This window comes from Clostridium sp. LXY-7 (assembly GCF_056172015.1).
Genome location: NZ_JBLLJL010000005.1, coordinates 393,980 through 415,306 on the forward strand (window position 1 = coordinate 393,980; position 21,327 = coordinate 415,306).

Genomic DNA, 21,327 nt, shown 5'->3' on the forward strand with positions numbered 1-21,327 from the left:
TTTAAGTTATTTATAAGTTAATTTTCTAGTGATAAGGTTGATGAATTTTTTATATGAATCTTATCTAATGCATATGCCATTACTACAAATATTATTGCACTGCCTATTGGTTGAATGGCATCAAAAGCTAAAGTTGCAAACATAGCAAGAAAGCTGCCAGTCATAAATCCACCAAATACACCATATCCTAATAATCCAACAATACCGGCTAGTATAGTTGCAACAATATTTCTCTTAGTCAAAATCTTATTATTAGTAGAAGTGAAAAATACTACTAATACTGGCTTAATAAGCATAGTAGGTATTACCCATACCATAGCCCCAGATAATATATCTGCGAAACCTGCTCCTATAGCTGCGGCTGCCATGGCATAGGGCATAGGTAAAATACATGCTGCTAAATATATAAAAGCATCCCCTATATGAATATATCCTTGATTAAGTCCAGTTGGCACATGGAATATAGTTGTGGCTACACATATAAAAGCTGCAAATAGTGCAGTTAATACTAAAAGTTTCAGTTTCTTTGAATTATTACTCATCATAAAATCAGCTCCTTTAAAAATGGTTCGAATATTATTCCTTCTCTAGGTTCTGTATTAAAATTACAAGTATAGTTAATTGATTTATGTATAAAGTCACATGCCTTTTCTAAAGCCTGCTTAAGCTCTGCACCATTTAAAACCATTCCACAGATAATTGAAGATAAAATATCTCCTGTACCACAATAAGACTTATGATTATAAGGAGCTTTAACTATAAAGCTCTTATCTTCCTCTTTGTCATAAGCTAAGTTCCAAATTTCATCGCCTTTTACTATTCCTGTTATAACAACCTTTTTAGGACCCATATTAGAAATATCCATAGCACAATGAGTTAAAAACTCCATAGTAAACTCCTCTGGATTATATTTTTTTCCTGTTAGAATACAGCATTCTGTAATGTTAGGAGTTACTAGGTCTGCTAGACTCACTAAATTCTTAAGCTTATTGCACATTGCTTCAGTATAGGTGGCATATATTAAGCCATCGTCAGCCATTACAGGATCTACTACTACAAGAGATTCTGGATGCTTGTCTATAAAGTCCATAACTATATCAATTTGCCGCTCTGATCCTAAAAAACCACTATATATACAATCAAAGTTTATTTGAAGATTATTCCAAACATCTTCATACTTGGGCATTTCTTCAGTTAAATCTAAAAAAGAAAATTTATCATATCCAGTATGACAAGATAATATGGCTGTAGGAAAAGGACAACTTTGTATTCCCAATACTGAGATTATAGGAATTGCAACAGTTAAAGAACATCTTCCTAATCCTGACATATCATTTATAATTACTGCATTTTTAATTGATGTCATAAATTCACCGCCTATTTGTATCGATACGCTTATTTTATTTAAATATGTTGAATATTTAAAAGCTTCTATAATTTGATTATTACACGAATTTACCTAGAGGTCAATACACTTTAACAATTTTTAGTTTATCATATTTTGTACCCATACACTTTTATATTTCAATTAAAATTTAGTTATTTACAACAAATTAACTATTTTATTATGTACTTAATAGTAAAGAAAAAACCTCTTCTTTACCCATTTATGTTATAATTAACTTGTAATATTTTATATAAATTCTATTTTATATAAAACCAAATATTAAGTTTAATTTTAGATTGTTCCTGATTTTAAGCTGCATTTTAAAATTTAATTAGGAGGATTCTTATGTCTATATTGAAACATGATACTAAATTGGGGTGTGCTACTATTGTAAGTAATGATATATTGGGGATTGGCAAAGTAGTTCCTGGTGATATATTCTTTCCTAAATTTATAGTAATTGATAATAGTGATATCTTAGATATGACTGCAATGGATCTTCATAATACTCAAAAATTTCAAAATGAACTAGGAGAAAAACAAAGTTCTTGGCATTTTTCTGTTGATGACAAAAATATTGTACAATCTATCGATAGTTATTGGTTAACCTTAAATACAGGTAATCCACTAAGCGACAGAGAAACCATCTCCATAAAAATATGCCAATTTAAAGATAAAGCTAGAGCAAAATTAGCTGAGTATAATGTTATTGCTTTAATACATGAATTGGCTAAGATCCATGTGTTAGATGTGATTAACTGCATAAAAAAACATGAGGATTATTCTTGTAAATCTCAACCTGAATTTATCTTGTCTAGTGAAGATGGCTGGAGTGAATTCTTAGAGAGGGTATATCATTATGATCCTAATGATAATAAAGCTCATAGTGACTTTTTTTCCAATATCTCTAAAGATATTGACGAGCCAAAGGATACAATGATTTTTAATGAAAAAATATATTTAACAGATAAAAAAATTCTTGTTAAACATATTTGCTGGGCACTACTAGGATGTATTGCCTTCTCTATATTTTACATTTTCATAAATCCTAATATAGATGGAAGTGTCATTACAATTTTTATATTATTTGAGATAATTTTTGTTACCTTCTCTGCTTTTCAATTTAGTTCTGTATCTAATAATAAGATATATATTTCTGAAAGTGGTATAGGCTTTAAATCTATTGGAAGTGATGTACCTGATATAACCTATAACTGGAATACCATAGAGTTAATATCCATTGGCGAAGTTCAGGTTGACACTAGAAATACCGCTGCCTCTTATGGTATCCAAATTTTCTATACTGAAACTTCCTCCTATGGTAGCAATCTCACCTTTGAATCTTTCTCTGTTAAACATCTCATTAATTATGAGGAACTACTTGAAGATGTAATGAAAATGTGCAAAAAGCACGATGTAAAATATAAGGACTACAGAAAAAAATAACCTTTCTAAATTATTTTATGTTATTGAAAAATGTATTGAATTAATCCGTATTGAAATTGGCTTACAATATTATTGCTACGAATACCATTTGCAGGAAGATTGTATTCGTAGTAATAATATGTAAGCTAATTTCATGATGATATCAATTTAGTACATTTTTGTGCCCTTTTTGGTAATATTCCATTAATAAATTATTCACTAGGTTGACAACAAATTGACATATTCATGCTTCATACTTAATTATAATGCTACGGCATGTTTAAAAAATAATTATAAATAGGAGGTTTGTCATGCTAAAGGTTGAAAATCTTGTAAAATCTTATGGAAACCAGACCGTATTAAAAGACTTGTCCTTCACACTTGAGGAAGGTGAAATATTAGGATTACTAGGTCCTAACGGCGCTGGTAAATCAACCACCATGAATATTTTAACAGGCTACATATCTGCTTCTAGTGGAAATGTGTTCATAGATGGACATGACATAGTTGATGAAGGAGACAAGATAAAAGGAAAAATAGGATATCTTCCTGAGCTTCCCCCTTTATATGCAGATATGACGGTGGAAGAATATTTGCACTTTGTTTGCGAATTAAAGAAAGTTCCTAAAAAAGATATTAAAGAAACGCTGGATGAAGTCATGGAATCTGTAAACATTCTAAATGTCCGTGGACGACTTATTAAAAATCTATCCAAAGGATACAAGCAACGTGTTGGTATCGCTCAAGCTATAATCGGAAATCCTGAAATTATAATTTTTGATGAACCCACAGTTGGCCTAGACCCAAAAGAAATTGTTGAAATAAGAAAGCTCATTCGAAATATAGGTAAGAATAGGACGGTAATTCTTAGTTCACACATACTTTCTGAAGTGGAAGAAATATGTCATAAGCTCCTTATTATAAATAAGGGCGAAATGGTTGCCATGGGTACTAAGGAAGATTTACAGAAAAAACTCTCTGAAGGAAATAAAATAGTAATTCGTGTTAAGGGTGATGACTCCTCTATAATAAATGTACTTAAGTCCATCCCCTCTTTATCTGATTTTACCCCATTAGGTAGCCTAGAAGAAGGGTGCCTAGATTTTGAAATTGAAGTAAAAGAAAACCAAGATATTAGAGAAGAACTATTCTTTAAACTTAGTAAGAACAAGCTTCCCCTTCTAATGCTTCATAAAAACAATCTTGACCTTGAAAACCTATTTTTACAAATTACTAAGTAAAGGAGAGAAAAATTTTTATGCATGTTTTATTTAAGAAAGAACTTAAAAGCTATTTTAAAAGCCCTATGGCTTATATATTTTTAACAGTTTTTTTATTTTTTACTGGACTATATTTTGTATCCTATAACTTACTTTATAATAACTCTTCTTTTAACTATGTGTTATATGATTTAGTTATAATATTTTTATTTATGGTACCAATATTCACAATGAGGTTATTATCTGAGGAAAAGAAAAATAAAACAGCTCAACTTCTATTCACCTCACCCCAAAGTATAAGTTCAATTGTATGTGGAAAATATTTTGCTGCAGTTACATTATTTTTGCTAGGAACCTTATGCACCATAATATATCCTATAATTTTGAGTTTCTTCGGAAGCATATCTCTATCTGAACTTATCTCTAGTTACTTAGGATTTATTCTTTTAGGCAGTTCTTTAATCTCTCTAGGCTTATTTATTTCCAGCCTTACTGAGAACCAAATTGCCTCTGCTGTAGCTACTCTTGGTACCTTACTTGTGATTTGGTTCTTAGAGCCAATATCTTCTACATTACCTCAAGACTCTACTTCTGGACTTATATTCATAATAGTTTTAATTGCTATAGTTGGTCTTTTGATATTTAAATCAACTAAAAATTATGTTATTTCTATTTCTATATCAGTGATAAGTTCAACGGTTAGTATTGTTTTATTCTTCATAAATAAAATTTGGTTTGAAGGTATTATAACTAATGTACTTCAATGGTTCTCATTAATAAGTAAAAACCAAAATTTTGCTCAAGGTATTATTTCTTTAACCTATGTTTTTTATTATCTATCATTTATTTTTGTAATGATATTTTTGACCATTAAGACCATAGAGAAAAGAAAATGGAGTTAAGGAGGTAATATAATGAATACTGATAATGATAAAATAAATATTAATGATAATCCATCTCCTGAAAAAGAAGAGATATTAAACCTAGAGGAAGATACAACTCTTGATCCTCCAATTACCAATATGGAACAGTCTACTGTCTCACTTTTAAAGGATAGTACAGATTCAAGTAATATGGGTGCTGAAAAAAAGAAATCAAGGAAGTCTAAGGTTTTTCTTAAAGATATGAGCAAGAATATTAAAACTTCTTTTAAAACAAAGCAAAGTAAACATGGCTCTCTTGTAAGTGCCACCACTATAATATTGTTAGCAATTATAATTATTTCAAATTTAATGCTTACAAAGCTTGATATAAAGTTTGACTTAACAAAGAATAAGATCTATTCTTTAACTGAAGATACAAATAAATTATTGGAAGGCCTAACTAGCGACATAAATATTATAACTGTTATGGAAACCGGAAATAAAAACAGCGATATTGAAGAAATTCTTTCAAAATATAAATCAACTTCAGATAAAATAAAAATTAAGAATGTAGATCCTGTAGTAAGTCCAGCAGCTGTTAAGCAATACTCAAAAGATGGTAGTGAGATTTCCTCTGGCAGTGTAATAGTAGATTCTGGAAATAGGTTCAAAGTTATAAATCAATACGATCTTTATGAAATAGATTACTCTACTGGTCAAATAAAAGGTATAAAGGCTGAGCAAAAGCTAACCTCTGCCATTGAATATGTGACCACAAACAATCTACCTAAGGCTTATATTTTAAGTGGTCATAATGAACCTGAATTGCCTAGTGAGATTCAAGATGCTCTTAGCAATGAAAACTATGAAATTGTAGATTTAGATTTATTTAATGGGGAAGAGTGGAAATATGGAAAAGATGATGTACTAATTGTTAATTCTCCTCAAAGAGATTTGTCCTCAGATGAATTAGGTATATTACAAAATTACTTAAGTGATGGTGGAAAAACTTTCATGGCTATGGGATATGTAAATGAAACTCTACCTAATTTTTCTACCCTTCTTGCTCATTATGGAATATCTATAGATAATAGATTAGTCATAGAAGGAGATAACTCTATGATTTATAAACTACCTAGTAATATTATTCCGGATTATGGCAACCATAGTATTGTAAGTCCTCTTATAACTTCTGGACTGCCAGTATTATCACCAACTTCTCAATATATAAAAACAGAGGACATAACTCGTTCTTCGTTAAATATAGAGTCACTTTTAACTACTAGTAATTCTGCTTATGCTAAATCTGGATTAGAAATTAATACCTTTGAAAAAGAATCTGGGGATGTAGATGGACCTTTTAATCTAGCTGTGGCTGTCACAGAAAAAATAGAAAATAGTGATAAATTAACTGAGTTGGTTGTGGTATCTTCTAGCGATATTCTTGACTCTCAGTCCATATCATTAACTAAGGGTGGTAATTTAGACTTCTTTATGAACTCCATAGGCTGGTTAAGTCAGCGTGAAGATAAAATTACCATAAGAGCTAAAGATATTTCACCTGATATTATCACTGTAAATCAAGGTCAGGTTTATACCTTAGCATTACTTTCTATGTTTATAATACCAACAATTATTATTGCTTCTGGTGCTATAGTGTGGTATAAACGTAGACATCTATAGATATACAAGGAGGTATCCAATGAAAAAGCAAACCTTAATGCTATTTGGTTTATTAGGACTACTTATAATAATTGGCTGGACTTATTTTCTTACCCTAAAATACAAGGCTCCTGAAACCCCTGATGAAAATCAAGAAACACCGGCTTCTATATCCGTACTTACCTTTGATTATACTAAAATTAATGCCATTGATTATATTGAGGGTGATAACACCCTCTCTCTTGAAAAGAAAGATGATAACTGGATTGCAAAAAATGTAGATTACCCATTAAAGCAAGACATTGTAACTGGTGCCTTAAGTACTTTTTCTACATTACCTGCCACTAAAGTTATCAGTGAGAAGGCTGATGATATTTCACAATATGGACTAACTAATCCCGTAAAAAAGATTTCTTTTACCTTAAATGATAACTCTAAAAGAGAGCTTTTAATTGGAAATCAAATTTTAGATGGAAGTAGTTATTATGTAAAATTGGGAGATGAAGATAAAATATATGCAGCTTCTTCTGAAAACATAAATAATGTGTTTTTACTTTTATCAAATGTACGAGATATCACTGTTTTAACCTCTAATTTAGATATTAACGATGTAAATCGTGTTTCTATTAAATATTCAAATGGTGAAACTATAGACAGCACTCTTAAAAATGGGATATGGACAGTTAAATCTCCCCAAGCAAATAATCTACTTGTAGATTTAACATATATAACTGATTTGATTGGAGAATTGACAGGATTATCTGTTATAGATGTAGTTGATAAAAACAATGATAATTTGGATAAATATGGACTGAACATTCCTTTTGCAGAGATTATTATTTCAGATAGCAGTAATTCCTACACCATGGAACTTGGAACTTTAGGCGATGATATTACTGGCTTTACATTTAAGAATGATAATAACATCTATACCATGTATACAACCTATGCAAAAGAAATATGTAATGAAACCTATGACTATTTAAATAAGACTCCTTTTGGTTTAAAGGAAACAGATATAACTAGTGTATCTATTTCAACTAAGGAATTAGGAACTAAGATCTTAACTTTAAATCATGTTGAAACTCCACCAATAAATGGAAATGAAGCAACTATCACCACCACTTACACATTAAATGATAAAGCTATAGAAAAAGATACTATTTCACCCTTCTTAGATGGATTAAACTCTCTTTCTATAAAAACACAAATAGCTGAAGAAGTATCTACTTCTACTCCTCTAATTACTTTGAATATTAAAGGAAAAGCTAATGTTGAAGCTAAATTTTATACCTATGATGCCAATACAGATTTTTACTACCTAGAACTAAATGGTAGTAGAGGATTCTTAATGGATAAACTTTTAGTAGATGGTTGTATAGAAAAACTTAAATAGCTAATAATTTTTTAAACATAACAGGCCTATGAAAGCAGAGACTCGCTCTCTTTCATAGGCCTTCCCCTTTATAGTTTCATATAATATTTCTTCACATGTTAGTTAATACTAATCTAAAGAATATATGTGGAGGTGTTATAATGAAGTTTAAACATATACGGTTCATAGCAATGATGTCCTTATTAATGGTATTCAGTAATTTTCATACAGTTTTAGCCTCAAAAGATGTAAATTCTATTAACTATTATAGTAATGATTTTCATATTCAAGATGATTCATTAAATTTATTAGTAAATCATATCTATACCAAAGGTGAAGACTTAATAATAGATGGATATTTTTACAATTCTACTGACAAAATCTTAAGTGAAGTTTCCAATCTATATTTACAACTTGAGGATAAATTTAACGTGATTTTTGGGAAAAATCTCTTTGAATCAATTCCTATAGATGGTAAACTATTACCTTTTCAAGAAAGAAAAGTCTTATTAATCCTTGACAAGGAGAAGTATAATTTAACTGGAAAATCCTTGTCAAAAATAAAATGGAAATATAAATGCGATTATAAATAAACATTGAAATAGGCCTGAATATTATTATCCTGAACTGATTTCAGGGTAGTAATATTGCAGGCCATTCTCAAAATTATTTTAGTAACCTTCTATAGCTGTATAAATTTCTTTATTAGCTTTAATTATTTCTATTTCTGATTTCCTTTTGAATCTTCTTTAGGGCTTTTTTAGAGCCTCTTTCAATGTCTCTCTCAAGCTTTCTTTCAGTATAACTTACAAATAAGGTGTTTAAGTCATATCCTTTTGGATATAGTTCTTCCGCTTTTAACTCTAATTTCACTCTATTTGTAGGTACTTCAATGAACTCTTTCTTGTAGAAAATCGTTACCTTATTAAATTTATCTTCTGGTTTATACACTATCCCACTATCATTATAATCCAAGAGCAATACCTTATCTCCTACGTTAAATTCAATGGGTTTGTTATCTAATAATAGCTCATCAATATTCTCTATTTTCTTTTTAACCTTACTTTCTTTAACTCTTTGGAGGTTATATTCCTTGTTATCTATATATCCCTTTGCTCTTTCAAGTATGGAATCTCTTATACCCATTTTTTTAGATATCCATAGAGCATTACTCTCTCCGGACCTACCTATTACTAACTTATACAATGGCTCTAGAGTATTATTTTCAAACTGCATTGCTGCATTTTCGAAATCCTCATGACTTTGAGAAAAATTCTTTATCTCTCCATAATGGGTGGTAGCTACAGTTATACATCCCTTATGATAAAACTCCTCTAAGATAGCTATAGCAAGACCTGCTCCCTCATTAGGTTCTGTTCCGCTACCTATCTCATCACATAATATTAAACTTGATTTATTGCTGGTATTAATTATTTCAGCTAAATTCTTCATATGAGATGAGAAGGTGCTCAAGGAGTTTTCTATACTCTGATTATCTCCTATATCCACAAATACCTTTTCAAATATAGACATATCAGTGCCTTCTTTAGCTGTAATATGAAACCCACTTTGAATTGCTAAAGTTAGAATACCTACGGTTTTTAATACTATAGTTTTCCCTCCAGCATTAGGTCCTGTTATGATTAAAGATCTGTATTCTTCACCTATGGTAAAATCTAATGGTACTATATCGCCTTTTAGAAGTGGATGTTTCCCCTTAACTATATTTATATATCCATGAGTATTTATTTTAGGTTTTATACCATCATTAGCTTTACTATATTTTGCTTTAGCAAAAATCATATCATATTCGGCTATTACTTCTATATTTATTTTAACTTCTCTAAGTTTTTCAAAAATAAGATTAGTTAAATAAGCTAGTATCTTATATTCCTCAACAGCTTCTTCCGATTTCAACACTGATAACTCTGTTGTATATTTAAATATAGAAATAGGCTCTATAAATACGGTAGATCCTTTAGATGATGCTTCCACAATAGTTCCTTCTACTTGATTCTTATATGATGCTTTTATAGGTATAGTAAACCTATCTTTCCTTTTACTAATAAAGAATTCCTGTATATAATTTTTATTTGAACTACTCTGTAAGAATTTCTCTAACTTTTCCTGTATCTTATCCTCAGTATTGTCTATCTGTCTTCTTATTCTTTTCAATTCTTTACTAGCATTGGAATCAACTCTCGAACCACTTATAGAGATTTCTATTTCTTCTTCTATACTTCTGAATTCAGTTATAGATTCACCATAGCTACCTAAGGTTGGAGCATAGTAGGCTTTATCTTTCATAAAATCTTTTATTTTTCTACATCCTCTTAAGAAATTACAAATAATAGTAAGTTCTTCTGGTTGAGCTATAACACCCTTCTCAATACTATCTATACTATTTTTTATATTAAATATCCCCTCTAATGGAATATGACTAACCATATCTAGAATTACTCTTCCCTCACTGGTTTCACTTAGTCTCTTATCTACTAACTTTAAATTACTAGTTGGCTGTAATTTATCAATCAATTCCTTTCCTAAACTGCTTACGCAATAAAACTTTATCATTTCCTTTAATTCATTATATTGTAATTTTTCAAATGTATTTATATTCAAGCTTCTTCTCTCCTTCTATAGAAATTAAATTTTTAAAACAATCACTTGGTCATTCTATGAAGATACCTAAGATAGATCTCTTAAGGTATTTGAAATAAAACAATAGTACAATTACTATTTATCTCTTGAATATAACTAAACAAAAAAAGCCATGGATACTCCACAGCTTAAAATTCATACCTAACACCTCTAAATAGTAAAACTATTCAAAGGTATTCTAATAAAGATAGTCAAAACCATCTCTATATATTTACATGGTACTCTTTAGCTAATTGTATCTTCATAGATTAATTTAAATAAATCCATAGCAAACAAAGGTATGTTTATACCCCATTTAAAGATTTATTTAATTATTAAATTTATCTATTTAGATACTAACACGCTCATACAGCACCTCATTTATTTTTATTGAAATCTATCTTAATTTAAATGTTATTATAAAATATATTAAATGTCAAATCTAATTTTTTCTGCTGACCCTTATATATTTCATAAAATTCTCTACTTCTTCTATATTCACACATCCAGTTTTTTCATTACAACTATTGGACATACCACAGGCATTACTAAGCTTTAAGATATCTTCTATATCATAATTATTTAAAAATCCATAAGCAAAACCTGCTATAGATGCATCACCTGAACCTACAGTATTCTCTATTTCGATAGTTGGAATTTCTACCTCATATACATTGTCACTATTTACAAGTATCATGCCTTCAGCTCCTAGAGATACACACACGTTTGTAGCCCCTTGATCTAATAAAAGTGCAGCTCCTTTTACTGCATCTTTCTTAGATTTTATATCCATATTAGTTAAAGCCCTCAGCTCATCTGTATTTGGTTTTATTAAAAAGGGATTACTCTTTAATGCAATCTTGAGAGAGTTTCCACTGGTATCTAAAATAAATTTAATACCTCGTTCTTTACATAGATAACCTATTTTTAAATAATAATCTTTTGGAATTCCTTGTGGAAAGCTTCCAGATGCCACTAGTATAGAGGTATGCTCTAATAATTCTATTAATCTCTCTTCAAATCTTATTAAATCTTCTCCCGATATAATAGGTCCTTTTTCTAATATTTCAGTACTTTTACCACTATTGTCCACTATATTTAAGCACACTCTAGTCTCTCCTTGAATTTCCGTAAATCTAGTCTGTACTCCTAGCTTTAATAACTCTTCTTTTATATATGCTCCATTATGTCCACCTAAAAAACCTACACATACCACACTTTCACCTAGAGTTTTACAAACTTTAGCTACATTTATTCCCTTTCCCCCTGGAGTGGATATCACCTTTTTTGCCCTTTGCACTCCACCTATATTAATGTTGTCCACATTGTATAGCTTGTCTATAGCTGGATTAAAAGTTATTATAGTAATCATAGTTCTTACCTATGCCCTGTTTTCGCTTTTACACATTTTTATTTTCTCAGTTACTACTTCATACATAGCTTTTTTAGCTGGTATAAAATAATGACGCGGATCTGAAGCTTCTGGATGCTCCTTAAAATAATCCTTAATAGCTGCTGAAAATGGAATTTTAAGCTCTGTAGCTATATTAACCTTGGTAATTCCTAATGAAATAGCTTTTTGAACCGAATCATATGGAACTCCTGACGCTCCATGAAGAACTAATGGTACCTCTACTAATGCCCTTGTTTTTTCTAATATTGTATAATTAAGCTTTGGTTCACTTTTATATAGTCCATGAGCAGTTCCTATGGCTATAGCTAATGAATCTACTCCTGTCCTCTCAACAAAGATTTTAGCTTCTTTAGGATCTGTTAAAAAGGCATTTTTTTCATCCACCTCTAAATCATCCTCTATTCCCCCTAATTTCCCAAGTTCAGCTTCCACAGTGGCTCCATAGTTATGAGCAAAATCTACTACATCTTTTACTATTTCTATATTTTTCTCAAAGTTATATTTAGAAGCATCTATCATAACTGACCTACATCCAAGCCTTATAATTTCCTTAATATCCTCTACATTTTCATGATGATCTAAATGAAAGGCTATAGGTACATTAACTTTATTAGATGCAGCCTCAATTATAGCTAATAAGTATTCCTTCTCTGCATAAGAAACTGTGGAAGGTGTAGCTGCCAATATCACTGGAGATTTTAAATCTTCTGCAGCCTGTAGCACTGTTTGTATAGTCTCTAAATTGTGTATATTAAAGGCTGGTACTGCATACCCCTCCTTTTGAGCCTTAATTAACATATCTTTTGTAGATTGTAATGCCATAATTTATCCCCCTTTTATAATATTTATTTTTCTTTATGTTATTTATAGTATGGATAAATATTTACGCCCTTTACAACTCTATTAACTTCTCCTGTTGGGCATGGATTATCAGGTGTTATCCCCAATGAATATGATTTATAGAAAGATAGTAGTTGTCCAAATATTAAATGCTGTAAGGGTAAATATATTTCACTATCTAAACTATATTCTCGGCTCTCTAATTCAATATAGTAATCCACATCTTTTTTAACCTCTTCTGGTATAGAATTGCCTATAATAAATATCTTGTTTCCTTTTCTTTCAGGCATCATTTCCTTAATTAAATCTATATCATATGCTCTTGAATATGAATTGTCTGATAAATAAAACACTGTTACTGTTCTTGAATTTATTACAGACTTTGGACCATGTCTAAATCCAAGAGGAGTATCATACCCAGCATTAACTTGCCCTGCCGTTAGTTCTAATACCTTTAATGCACTTTCTCTCGCTATTCCCTTTAAGGCATTTCCTCCTAAGTAAACAATCCTTTCGAAACTCTCCTTTGATTTCTCCATTATTTCCTTGCAGTTTTTCTTTATAAATTCCTCCACATTTAACCCTAGCCTTTTAATATCTTTCTTTAAGCTTTCTAATTCATTTATATGGAATATGGCCATACAGCTTAATACCATGGTTGAAAAACTACTTGTCATAGCAAAGCTTCTATCATTGCATTTTTCTGGCATAAGCAGTAGTAAATTCTTCTTATTACCAATACACTTCTTACTTAGTGCTCCATCTTTATTACATGTAATAACTATCTGGTATAGATTATGGATTAGCTTTTCTGCTAAATTTACAGCTCCTACACTTTCAGGAGAATTCCCTGACCTTGCAAAAGAGATTAATAATGTAGGTATATCACTAACTAGATAATTTTCTGGAGCCGCAACTATATCTGTAGTTGCTATGTCCTCTACTTTAAGCCCTAGTAACTTTGTTAGATGTGGAGAAACAACTTCCCCAGCAAAAGCTGAACTTCCAGCCCCAGTCAATATAATTCGTTTATTAGGAAGTTTTAAGAAATTCCCTATAAATTTTGATATACTTTCCCTATTACTTTCTAAGCTATCCAATATTTCATTCCATACCTCTGGTTGCTGATTTATCTCCTCTCCTGTAAAAATCCCTTTTTTACTTTCAAGTACTTTTTTGTTAATACCTAATATTTCTTCCATAATTCCCTCCATTACAATTGTTAATATAATGTCACTATTTATATTATATTAATATATAGATTTAAAGTCCAAAGTAATCTGAAAATTATGGTCTATTTTACGGATATCCAAGTTCAATATGAATCTTTCACGGGATAATATGTTTAAAATATATAACTATGGTATAATTTGCTAATATTGCGGAAAAAATCTCTTTTTTTGTAGTATTTTTTTCATGAATAAACGTATTATATGTATATAGGATTTTTATTTTTTTATTTGATGGCTACCACTATAAAACCTCTTCTTCAATGTGGAGATAACTTGGTGTACAGTCGTCGATAAACTTTCCTAAGCTTTAATTGGATACAATATTTCTAATATAGTATCCTTATGAAGCTATTAACTATATAACTACTTACAAGGAGGAAGGAAATGAAAAATAAATTTATTACAACCGTAGCTATAATGCTTACTATTACATCATCTTCAATATTTTTTGGATGTTCTGCCTCCAAAAATCAATCGGTTTTAGGAAGTATTAATTCTGAAGTTGAAGATAAGTCCGTAATTAATACTACCCCAGCTATCCCAGAGGAAAGTGAAGTTATGGATGACATTGATATGGATAACTTTACACCTGGGGACAACGAGAATAATGCCTCAACTGAAAGTTATAATAGCAGTACAAATAATTTTGATAAAGTCAATAATAATCCTGAAGTACCATCTAAGATAGCTGCCTCTAATTTAAACAACACTAAGATAAGTTGGTGGTTTAAGCCTAATAAAACACATGTTACTCCTGAGATTAACACTAAAATTGGGTTTGATTTAGCTAAATATGATGCTCTTTATATTGGAGACACAGGCAAAAAAATATTGTATCTAACTTTTGATGAAGGTTATGAAAATGGATATACTCCTAAAATTCTTGATATTCTAAAAGCTAATGATGTGAAAGCAATCTTTTTTGTAACTTCACCTTATCTTAGAGATAATCCAGATATAATTAAAAGAATGGTTGATGAAGGCCATATTGTTGGAAATCATTCAAATCATCATCCTTCTATGCCTAGCGTTACTCATAGTGAAGAAGGTTTTAATAAAGAGTTTACTGACGTAGAAAATAAATTCAAAGAAATTACTGGAAAAGAGATTCCTAAATTTTTTAGACCTCCTATGGGGGAATACTCTGAGAAGAGCTTAGCAATGACTAAAAATCTTGGTTATAAAACTATATTTTGGAGCTTCGCATATCATGATTGGGATGTTAATAATCAACCTGATTCTGCTAAAGCAAAAACCACTATATTAAATGGACTTCATCCTGGGGCAGTTCTTCTTATACATGCAGTATCAAAAACTAATACAAATATACTTGATGATGTGATTAAACAAGCCAAAGCAGAAGGTTATGAATTTCAATTACTACCTTAAATTAATGTGTTTTAAATAATTCATATTAAAATTAATACTAAATATAAATTATAGATTATTACCCTACAAATGGTTTTCAGGGCAATAATCTATAATTAATTTTTACGCTTATTTCAGTATTGAGTCTATTTATTTAGCATTTCCATTATCTTTTTAGCAATTCCTTCACTATCTATATTATCATCTACATCAATTCTTATAATTTGACTTTTCCCCTTTGCCTCCCCAGTAAGATATAAAATCTCTCCTGTTCCTTCATCTACTTTTCTCAACACTTGAGCTCTATCACCTTTTCTCACTGTAACTGTTCCACCTTTTTGAACCTTTATTTTCTTAGTTTCCTGTAATTCTATAACTTGTCCTATTTTAACCATAGTTATTTTCCCTCCAATTAAATCCTATGGGTTTATTATATATGTATTATATTTAATTTTCCATAATTAAAGCTAAGAGATTTTTATCACATATTAAAACTTAGCTCTGTTTCAATATGTAATTCATATCTCTAAAATAAAATTAAAACTGGACTACAAATCATTATCTCAAAATTAATTTGCAGTCCAGTTTCAACTATTATTTAGACTTTATTTCAAGCCACATATCATCATACAATTTTATTTTATCTCCTAAATCAATAAAAGATTCACTTTTATCCATGATTTCATCTGCTGGATAAGCTACAGGATTTGACCTTGTTTCCTTATCTAACAATTCTAATGCAGCACTATTAGGTGTAGAATAATTTATATAATCTATATTTTTCTTAGCATTCTCAGCATCTAACATAAAATTAATAAATTGTTCAGCTTCTTTTTTGTTCTCTGCATCAGAAGGTATACACATACCGTCTACCCATTTATTTGTTCCTGTTTTAGGTATAGCATAAGCTAAATTTTCATCTTGTGCCATTAAAGTTAGTGCATCACCTGAGTATACTATACCCATAGCACCTTCCCCGCCTAACATTCTATCTTTTATATCGTCATTACCATAAGCAAGCACTAATGGTTTCTGTTTTATTAATTCTTCTTTTGCTTTAGTTAATTCACTTTCATTAGTGGTATTTTGAGAATATCCTAATCTCATTAATGATATTGCCATGGTATCCCTTACAGAGTCTAGCATAAATATTTGCCCTTTATATTTTTCATTCCAAAGAATATCCCAACTATCTATTGGCTCATCTACCATAGTTTTATTATACAGTATTCCAAAAGTTCCCCAAAAATATGGAACTGAATATTCATCTGTTGGATCATAGCTTTGCTTTTTAAATTTCTCATCTATGTTTTTATAATTAGGTATGTTAGCATAATCTATTTTTTGAATTAGCCCTTCATTCTTCATCTTCTCTATCATATAATCTGATGGAAATACTAAATCATATTTTGAACCACCACTTTTTACTTTTTGATACATTATTTCATTAGTATCATATTTTTCATATACCACATCTATTCCAGTTTCTTTTTCAAATTTAGTTATAAGCTCTTCATCAATATAGTCTCCTACGTTATACACATTAAGGACATCTGAAGATGATTTAGAGCCGCATCCTGTAAATAGAGATACTGTGATTATAGCTGCAACTCCTAAGGAAATATATTTTTTTACACTTTTCAAAATTAACCACCTCACAAATTTTTATTATTTATTAACTAGCTGCTTCCTATTAGCTAGTAGCAATAAAATTAATACCGCAACAAACATCAATGTAGACAATGCGTTTATTTCAGGCTTTATTCCTCTTCTTGCCATAGAATATACCTCAATAGAAAGATTAGAAACTCCACTTCCAGTATTAAAAAAACTGATAACAAAGTCATCTATAGACATAGTAAATGCTATTAAAAAGCCTGATATTATGCCTGGTTTTATCTGAGGCAATATAACTTTTCTTAAAGCATACATAGGTTTTGCACCTAGATCCATAGCTGCATCCTCAATATTAGAAGGCAATTGCTTAAGTTTTGGCAATACTGATAATATAACATAAGGTATATCAAAGGTAATATGTGCAAGCAGCATAGTAATTAAACCTAGTTTTGCATTGATGAACACAAAAAGTGTCATTAATGCTACTGCTGTAACTATATCTGGATTTAAAACAGGTAGATAATTCACATTTAACATTATAGCTTTTTTTGCTCCAGTCATCTTATGTATTCCTATAGCACTTATAGTTCCTATAATTGTAGCTATAATAGATGCCACCACTGCTACAAATACAGTAGTTCTTAGGGCAGATAAAATAGCCTGATTATGAAAAAGTTGTGCATACCATTTCGTGGTAAAGCCTTCCCATTTCGCCATGGATTTCGAATCATTAAAAGAAAATAAAACCATTGCAAATATGGGGGCATATAGAAATACAAATACTAAAATCATATATATATTTGAGGTTATCTTCTTTACCACATTAATCCACCACCCTTTTCCTCTGAGCCATCTGAAAATTTAGATGTTAAGGCCATAGAGATTAATATAAGTATCATCATTACTATGGATATGGCAGAACCAAAATTCCAATCTCCTACCACAGTAAACTGTTGTTCTATTAAGTTACCAAGTAACATATATTGCCCTCCACCAAGAAGCCTTGAAATTACAAAGGTTGAAACTGCTGGCATAAATACCATGGTTATTCCTGAAACAACTCCTGGTATACTTAGTGGAAAAGTTACTTTAGTAAATACCTTCGTACTACTAGCTCCTAAATCATGTGCAGCATTTATCAAATCTTGGTCTATCTTCAATAAAGAAGTGTATATAGGTAGTACCATAAAAGGTAAAAAATTATATACCATACCTAAAAGTACTGCTGTATTTGTATATAGAATATTAATAGAATTTAATCCTATAGTAGTTAATAATGTATTTAATAACCCATTTTTACCTAGTATTGCCATCCATGCATAGGTTCTTAATAAGAAATTCATCCACATTGGAAGTATGAATAACATTATTAATATTCCTTTTTTATGCTCTGGCTTCCTTGAAATTATATAGGCTATTGGATATCCAAAGATTACGCATAAAACTGTTGATAAAAACGCAAGCCATATTGAACGTCCGAATACTTTTATGTAAAGGGGATCCATTAACTTTTGAAAATTACTTAGAGAAAATACAACTTCTCCTCCAACTTTTTCAGTTATACTAAAAAATACTATTAATAGTAGTGGTATTATTATAAATAACGCACTCCATATCACATATGGATATGCAAAATAAGATTTCTTTTTCATTACTCATCACCTGATTTTCTCATGATATGAATATCTTCTGGATATATATCCATGCCTATTTCTGTACCTACCTTAGCATTTTTAGTATTATGAAGTATCCAGCTACGCCCGTTCTCCTCTAGCTCTAACTCATAGTGAACCCCTTTAAAAACTGAAGATTTTACAATACCTTTTAAATCAGCACCTTCAGCATCTACCATTGTAATATCCTCTGGCCTTATAACTACATCTATATCCTCGTTTTTCTCAAAACCTTTATCAACACACTCAAATTCTCTTCCACAGAATTTCACTTTAAAATCCTCAAGCATTACGCCATCAAATATATTACTTTCACCTATAAATCTAGCTACAAATTTATTTATAGGTTCATTATATATATCCTCTGGGGTACCCATCTGTTGAATCACACCCTTATTCATTACCACCACTGTATCAGACATGGTTAATGCCTCTTCTTGATCGTGAGTTACAAATATAAATGTTATTCCTAATTGCTTCTGAATCTTTTTAAGTTCTATTTGCATCTCTTTTCTTAACTTTAAATCCAATGCTCCTAATGGTTCATCTAAAAGTAATACCTTGGGCTCATTGACAATAGCTCTAGCTATAGCTACTCTCTGCTGCTGCCCTCCACTTAAGGATTCAATTTTTCTCTTTTCAAACCCCTCTAATGCAACTAACTTTAAAACCTCTTTAACCTTTATGTCAATTTTATCCTTAGAAATTTTTTTTATCTTTAATCCAAAAGCTATATTCTCATAAACATTCATATGAGGAAATAAGGCATACTTCTGAAACACTGTATTTATCTGTCTTTCATAGGATGGGAGATTATTTATTTTTTTATTTTCAAATATAACTTCACCTTCATCACAAGTTTCAAATCCTGCTAGAATTTTTAATGTGGTAGTCTTTCCACATCCGCTTGGTCCTAACAAGGTAACGAATTCGTTCTTTCTTATATTTAAACTAATATTATCTAAGACCTTTAGCTCTTCAAATTGCTTAGATATATTTTTAATTTCAATTATGTTTTCCATGAAAGTAACACCTCTTTTTCCTTAAAATGACGGTGGAGTACTCACCCATATAACCTTTGCCTCTGTTTTGCCTGGATTTGATATGTAGTGGTTAGCCTTAGGCTTAAAGTAAAAGCTCTCACCCTTTTTTATCTTATATACTTTGTCCCCTAAATGGAGATTTATTGTACCTGCCAGTACATATCCAAATTCTTCACCTTCATGGGGCTCTTCTTCTTTATATTGTCCTTGTGGATGTAATATAAGCATTATAGGTTCCATATCATTTTTCTGTGCATCTGGAACTAGCCACTTCAGCTTGTATTTTAACTCTTCATCCTCTTTCTCAAACATATCATCATCTGTAAATTTAACTCTCTCATTGGGCTCTTCACTAAAGAATTCATTTAAATTAGTTCCTAAACTTTGAAGAATATCCATAAGCGTTGCTATGGATGGCGACGTTAGATCATTTTCAATTTGAGATATAAATCCTTTAGATAACTCACACCTATTTGCAAGTTCTTCCTGTGTTAACTGTTTTTCAATTCTCAGTCTTCTAATTTTCTCTCCTATTTGCATTACATCACCCCCTATATTAATAGTGTATTATATCTAAACTATGGGTTTATATTTACTAAACAAACAATCTTATTTTATAGTTTTTTTCTAAATAAATCAATAGGTTTTTGAAAAATTTTATATATTTAATAAAATAAATATTTCTAATAAATATATGTGTTTATCAAGGTTTATAGTATACCTGTTTATAATAAAATTTTTAATGTTTAGTAATACTAATTATATATTTGTTTACTTAAACTAATAATAAAATAAAATGCATTTATATTATTTTTTCGATTTTTATTGAATCCTTTGAATAAAGCCTTGAAATGTTTTTAATGGTGAAATTTTAGTTTAGTAATACTTAACTTTTTTAAAATAATTGTAAAAAATAAGAAGGTTTGTAGACCTTCTTATCTTCAACATTTTTCCATTCTATATTAATATAAACCTAGCTTTCACTATTCTCTCGGAATAACATCTAAAAAATTAAATTATATAAGATACAGTATGTTCATTTCTCTTAGGTGCTTTTGGCTGCTCACAATCCTTATACCCAAGTGCTATTGCATAGTAAGGTCTATATCCTTCCTTCAACCATAACTCTTCTGCTTCCTTCATATTAAAGAAATATTCTACAAGTCCATTCCACAATGAGCCAATACCTATGCTTTCAGCGGCTATTAGCATATTTTGAATGGCTGCACTACAGTCTGATAGTGGTGAATAAGCTCCTTGCCTTCCTGATACAATTACTACTGTTGGTGCGTTATAAAATATATCTCTATTTTTATGACCTAACTTCTCCACCCAATCTATACCTGAATTTCTCATACCTTCATTAGATATTACACTAATTTTGTTTAATAAATCTTTATTTTGAATCACAGTAAAATGCCAAGGCTGGTCATTGTGTCCACTAGGCGCATAAAGTCCAGCTTCAAGTATGGCATCTAACTCTTCCTTCTTTAATTGTTCACTCTTAAATTTTCTTATACTTCTTCTCTCTTTTATCACTCTTAAAACTTCATTAGTCATTTTATAAC

Annotated in this window: 20 protein-coding genes; 7 read left to right on the forward strand and 13 right to left on the reverse strand. The window is 30.3% G+C overall.

From position 1 onward, the window contains the following. Nucleotides 1-17: 17 nt before the first annotated feature. Together ACI48Q_RS18230 and ACI48Q_RS18235 are read right to left on the reverse strand one after the other, a co-directional pair. On the reverse strand, nt 18-545 hold the full coding sequence (locus ACI48Q_RS18230; protein WP_474920548.1) for a TIGR04002 family protein: 528 nt from the start codon (nt 543-545) through the stop codon (nt 18-20). Further along, the gene (locus tag ACI48Q_RS18235) at nt 542-1,366 is read right to left on the reverse strand and encodes a pyridoxamine kinase (protein WP_474920549.1); all 825 of its coding nucleotides are present in this window, start codon (nt 1,364-1,366) and stop codon (nt 542-544) included. Before ACI48Q_RS18235 ends, ACI48Q_RS18230 begins: the two co-directional genes overlap by 4 nt. Before the next feature lie 366 nt (nt 1,367-1,732). Here ACI48Q_RS18235 and ACI48Q_RS18240 point away from each other — a divergent pair, with 366 nt between their 5' ends. The 6 genes from ACI48Q_RS18240 to ACI48Q_RS18265 all read left to right on the forward strand — a co-directional run bounded on the left by ACI48Q_RS18240 (nt 1,733) and on the right by ACI48Q_RS18265 (nt 8,525). Then, nucleotides 1,733-2,833 (forward strand): hypothetical protein, encoded by a 1,101-nt coding sequence (locus ACI48Q_RS18240; RefSeq protein WP_474920550.1) that lies wholly within the window; start codon nt 1,733-1,735, stop codon nt 2,831-2,833. 290 nt (nt 2,834-3,123) lie between these two features. Next, entirely contained in the window at nt 3,124-4,053 is a 930-nt protein-coding gene (locus ACI48Q_RS18245) for an ABC transporter ATP-binding protein (RefSeq protein WP_474920551.1), read from the forward strand. 17 nt (nt 4,054-4,070) lie between these two features. Continuing rightward, nucleotides 4,071-4,934 (forward strand): ABC transporter permease, encoded by an 864-nt coding sequence (locus tag ACI48Q_RS18250; protein WP_474920552.1) that lies wholly within the window; start codon nt 4,071-4,073, stop codon nt 4,932-4,934. Nucleotides 4,935-4,946: 12 nt separating this feature from the next. Further along, a complete protein-coding gene (locus ACI48Q_RS18255) occupies nt 4,947-6,578 on the forward strand; it encodes a GldG family protein (RefSeq protein ID WP_474920553.1) in 1,632 nt (543 codons plus the stop codon). 19 nt (nt 6,579-6,597) lie between these two features. Then, the gene (locus ACI48Q_RS18260) at nt 6,598-7,953 is read left to right on the forward strand and encodes a DUF4340 domain-containing protein (protein WP_474920554.1); all 1,356 of its coding nucleotides are present in this window, start codon (nt 6,598-6,600) and stop codon (nt 7,951-7,953) included. Between the two features lie 140 nt (nt 7,954-8,093). Continuing rightward, the gene (locus ACI48Q_RS18265; protein WP_474920555.1) at nt 8,094-8,525 is read left to right on the forward strand and encodes a hypothetical protein; all 432 of its coding nucleotides are present in this window, start codon (nt 8,094-8,096) and stop codon (nt 8,523-8,525) included. A gap of 118 nt (nt 8,526-8,643) precedes the next feature. On the opposite strand, the gene ACI48Q_RS18270 is transcribed toward ACI48Q_RS18265, so the two are convergent. The 4 genes from ACI48Q_RS18270 to ACI48Q_RS18285 form a co-directional block, all read right to left on the reverse strand. Beyond that, nucleotides 8,644-10,554, reverse strand: a complete 1,911-nt coding sequence (locus ACI48Q_RS18270) for an endonuclease MutS2 (protein ID WP_474920556.1) — start codon at nt 10,552-10,554, stop codon at nt 8,644-8,646. Between the two features lie 460 nt (nt 10,555-11,014). Next, a complete protein-coding gene (pfkB, locus tag ACI48Q_RS18275; protein WP_474920557.1) occupies nt 11,015-11,944 on the reverse strand; it encodes a 1-phosphofructokinase in 930 nt (309 codons plus the stop codon). Nucleotides 11,945-11,953: 9 nt separating this feature from the next. Continuing rightward, nucleotides 11,954-12,808: a tagatose-bisphosphate aldolase subunit GatY gene (gene gatY, locus ACI48Q_RS18280; protein WP_474920558.1), complete on the reverse strand. Its 855-nt coding sequence runs from the start codon at nt 12,806-12,808 to the stop codon at nt 11,954-11,956. A gap of 38 nt (nt 12,809-12,846) precedes the next feature. After that, the gene (locus ACI48Q_RS18285) at nt 12,847-14,028 is read right to left on the reverse strand and encodes an SIS domain-containing protein (protein ID WP_474920559.1); all 1,182 of its coding nucleotides are present in this window, start codon (nt 14,026-14,028) and stop codon (nt 12,847-12,849) included. Between the two features lie 414 nt (nt 14,029-14,442). Between ACI48Q_RS18285 and pdaA the strand changes: the two genes are divergently transcribed. Then, the gene (gene pdaA / locus ACI48Q_RS18290) at nt 14,443-15,447 is read left to right on the forward strand and encodes a delta-lactam-biosynthetic de-N-acetylase (RefSeq protein WP_474920560.1); all 1,005 of its coding nucleotides are present in this window, start codon (nt 14,443-14,445) and stop codon (nt 15,445-15,447) included. Between the two features lie 125 nt (nt 15,448-15,572). Here the strand turns inward: pdaA and ACI48Q_RS18295 are convergent, their stop codons facing one another. The 7 genes from ACI48Q_RS18295 to ACI48Q_RS18325 form a co-directional block, all read right to left on the reverse strand. Further along, on the reverse strand, nt 15,573-15,821 hold the full coding sequence (locus ACI48Q_RS18295) for a hypothetical protein (RefSeq protein WP_474920561.1): 249 nt from the start codon (nt 15,819-15,821) through the stop codon (nt 15,573-15,575). 199 nt (nt 15,822-16,020) lie between these two features. Then, complete coding sequence (locus ACI48Q_RS18300) at nt 16,021-17,070, reverse strand: ABC transporter substrate-binding protein (RefSeq protein WP_474920562.1); 1,050 nt, start codon at nt 17,068-17,070, stop codon at nt 16,021-16,023. Between the two features lie 24 nt (nt 17,071-17,094). Continuing rightward, on the reverse strand, nt 17,095-17,865 hold the full coding sequence (locus ACI48Q_RS18305; RefSeq protein ID WP_474920563.1) for an ABC transporter permease: 771 nt from the start codon (nt 17,863-17,865) through the stop codon (nt 17,095-17,097). Next, nucleotides 17,859-18,695 carry an ABC transporter permease gene (locus ACI48Q_RS18310; protein ID WP_474920564.1) on the reverse strand — a complete coding sequence of 279 codons (837 nt, stop codon included), beginning with the start codon at nt 18,693-18,695 and terminating at the stop codon, nt 17,859-17,861. The genes ACI48Q_RS18305 and ACI48Q_RS18310 overlap by 7 nt, the downstream gene beginning before the upstream one ends. Beyond that, complete coding sequence (potA, locus tag ACI48Q_RS18315) at nt 18,695-19,738, reverse strand: spermidine/putrescine ABC transporter ATP-binding protein (protein WP_474920565.1); 1,044 nt, start codon at nt 19,736-19,738, stop codon at nt 18,695-18,697. The genes ACI48Q_RS18310 and potA overlap by 1 nt, the downstream gene beginning before the upstream one ends. Nucleotides 19,739-19,759: 21 nt before the next feature. Beyond that, nucleotides 19,760-20,299 (reverse strand): helix-turn-helix domain-containing protein, encoded by a 540-nt coding sequence (locus ACI48Q_RS18320; RefSeq protein WP_474920566.1) that lies wholly within the window; start codon nt 20,297-20,299, stop codon nt 19,760-19,762. Nucleotides 20,300-20,770: 471 nt separating this feature from the next. After that, on the reverse strand, nt 20,771-21,319 hold the full coding sequence (locus ACI48Q_RS18325) for a nitroreductase family protein (RefSeq protein WP_474920567.1): 549 nt from the start codon (nt 21,317-21,319) through the stop codon (nt 20,771-20,773). Nucleotides 21,320-21,327: the final 8 nt, after the last annotated feature.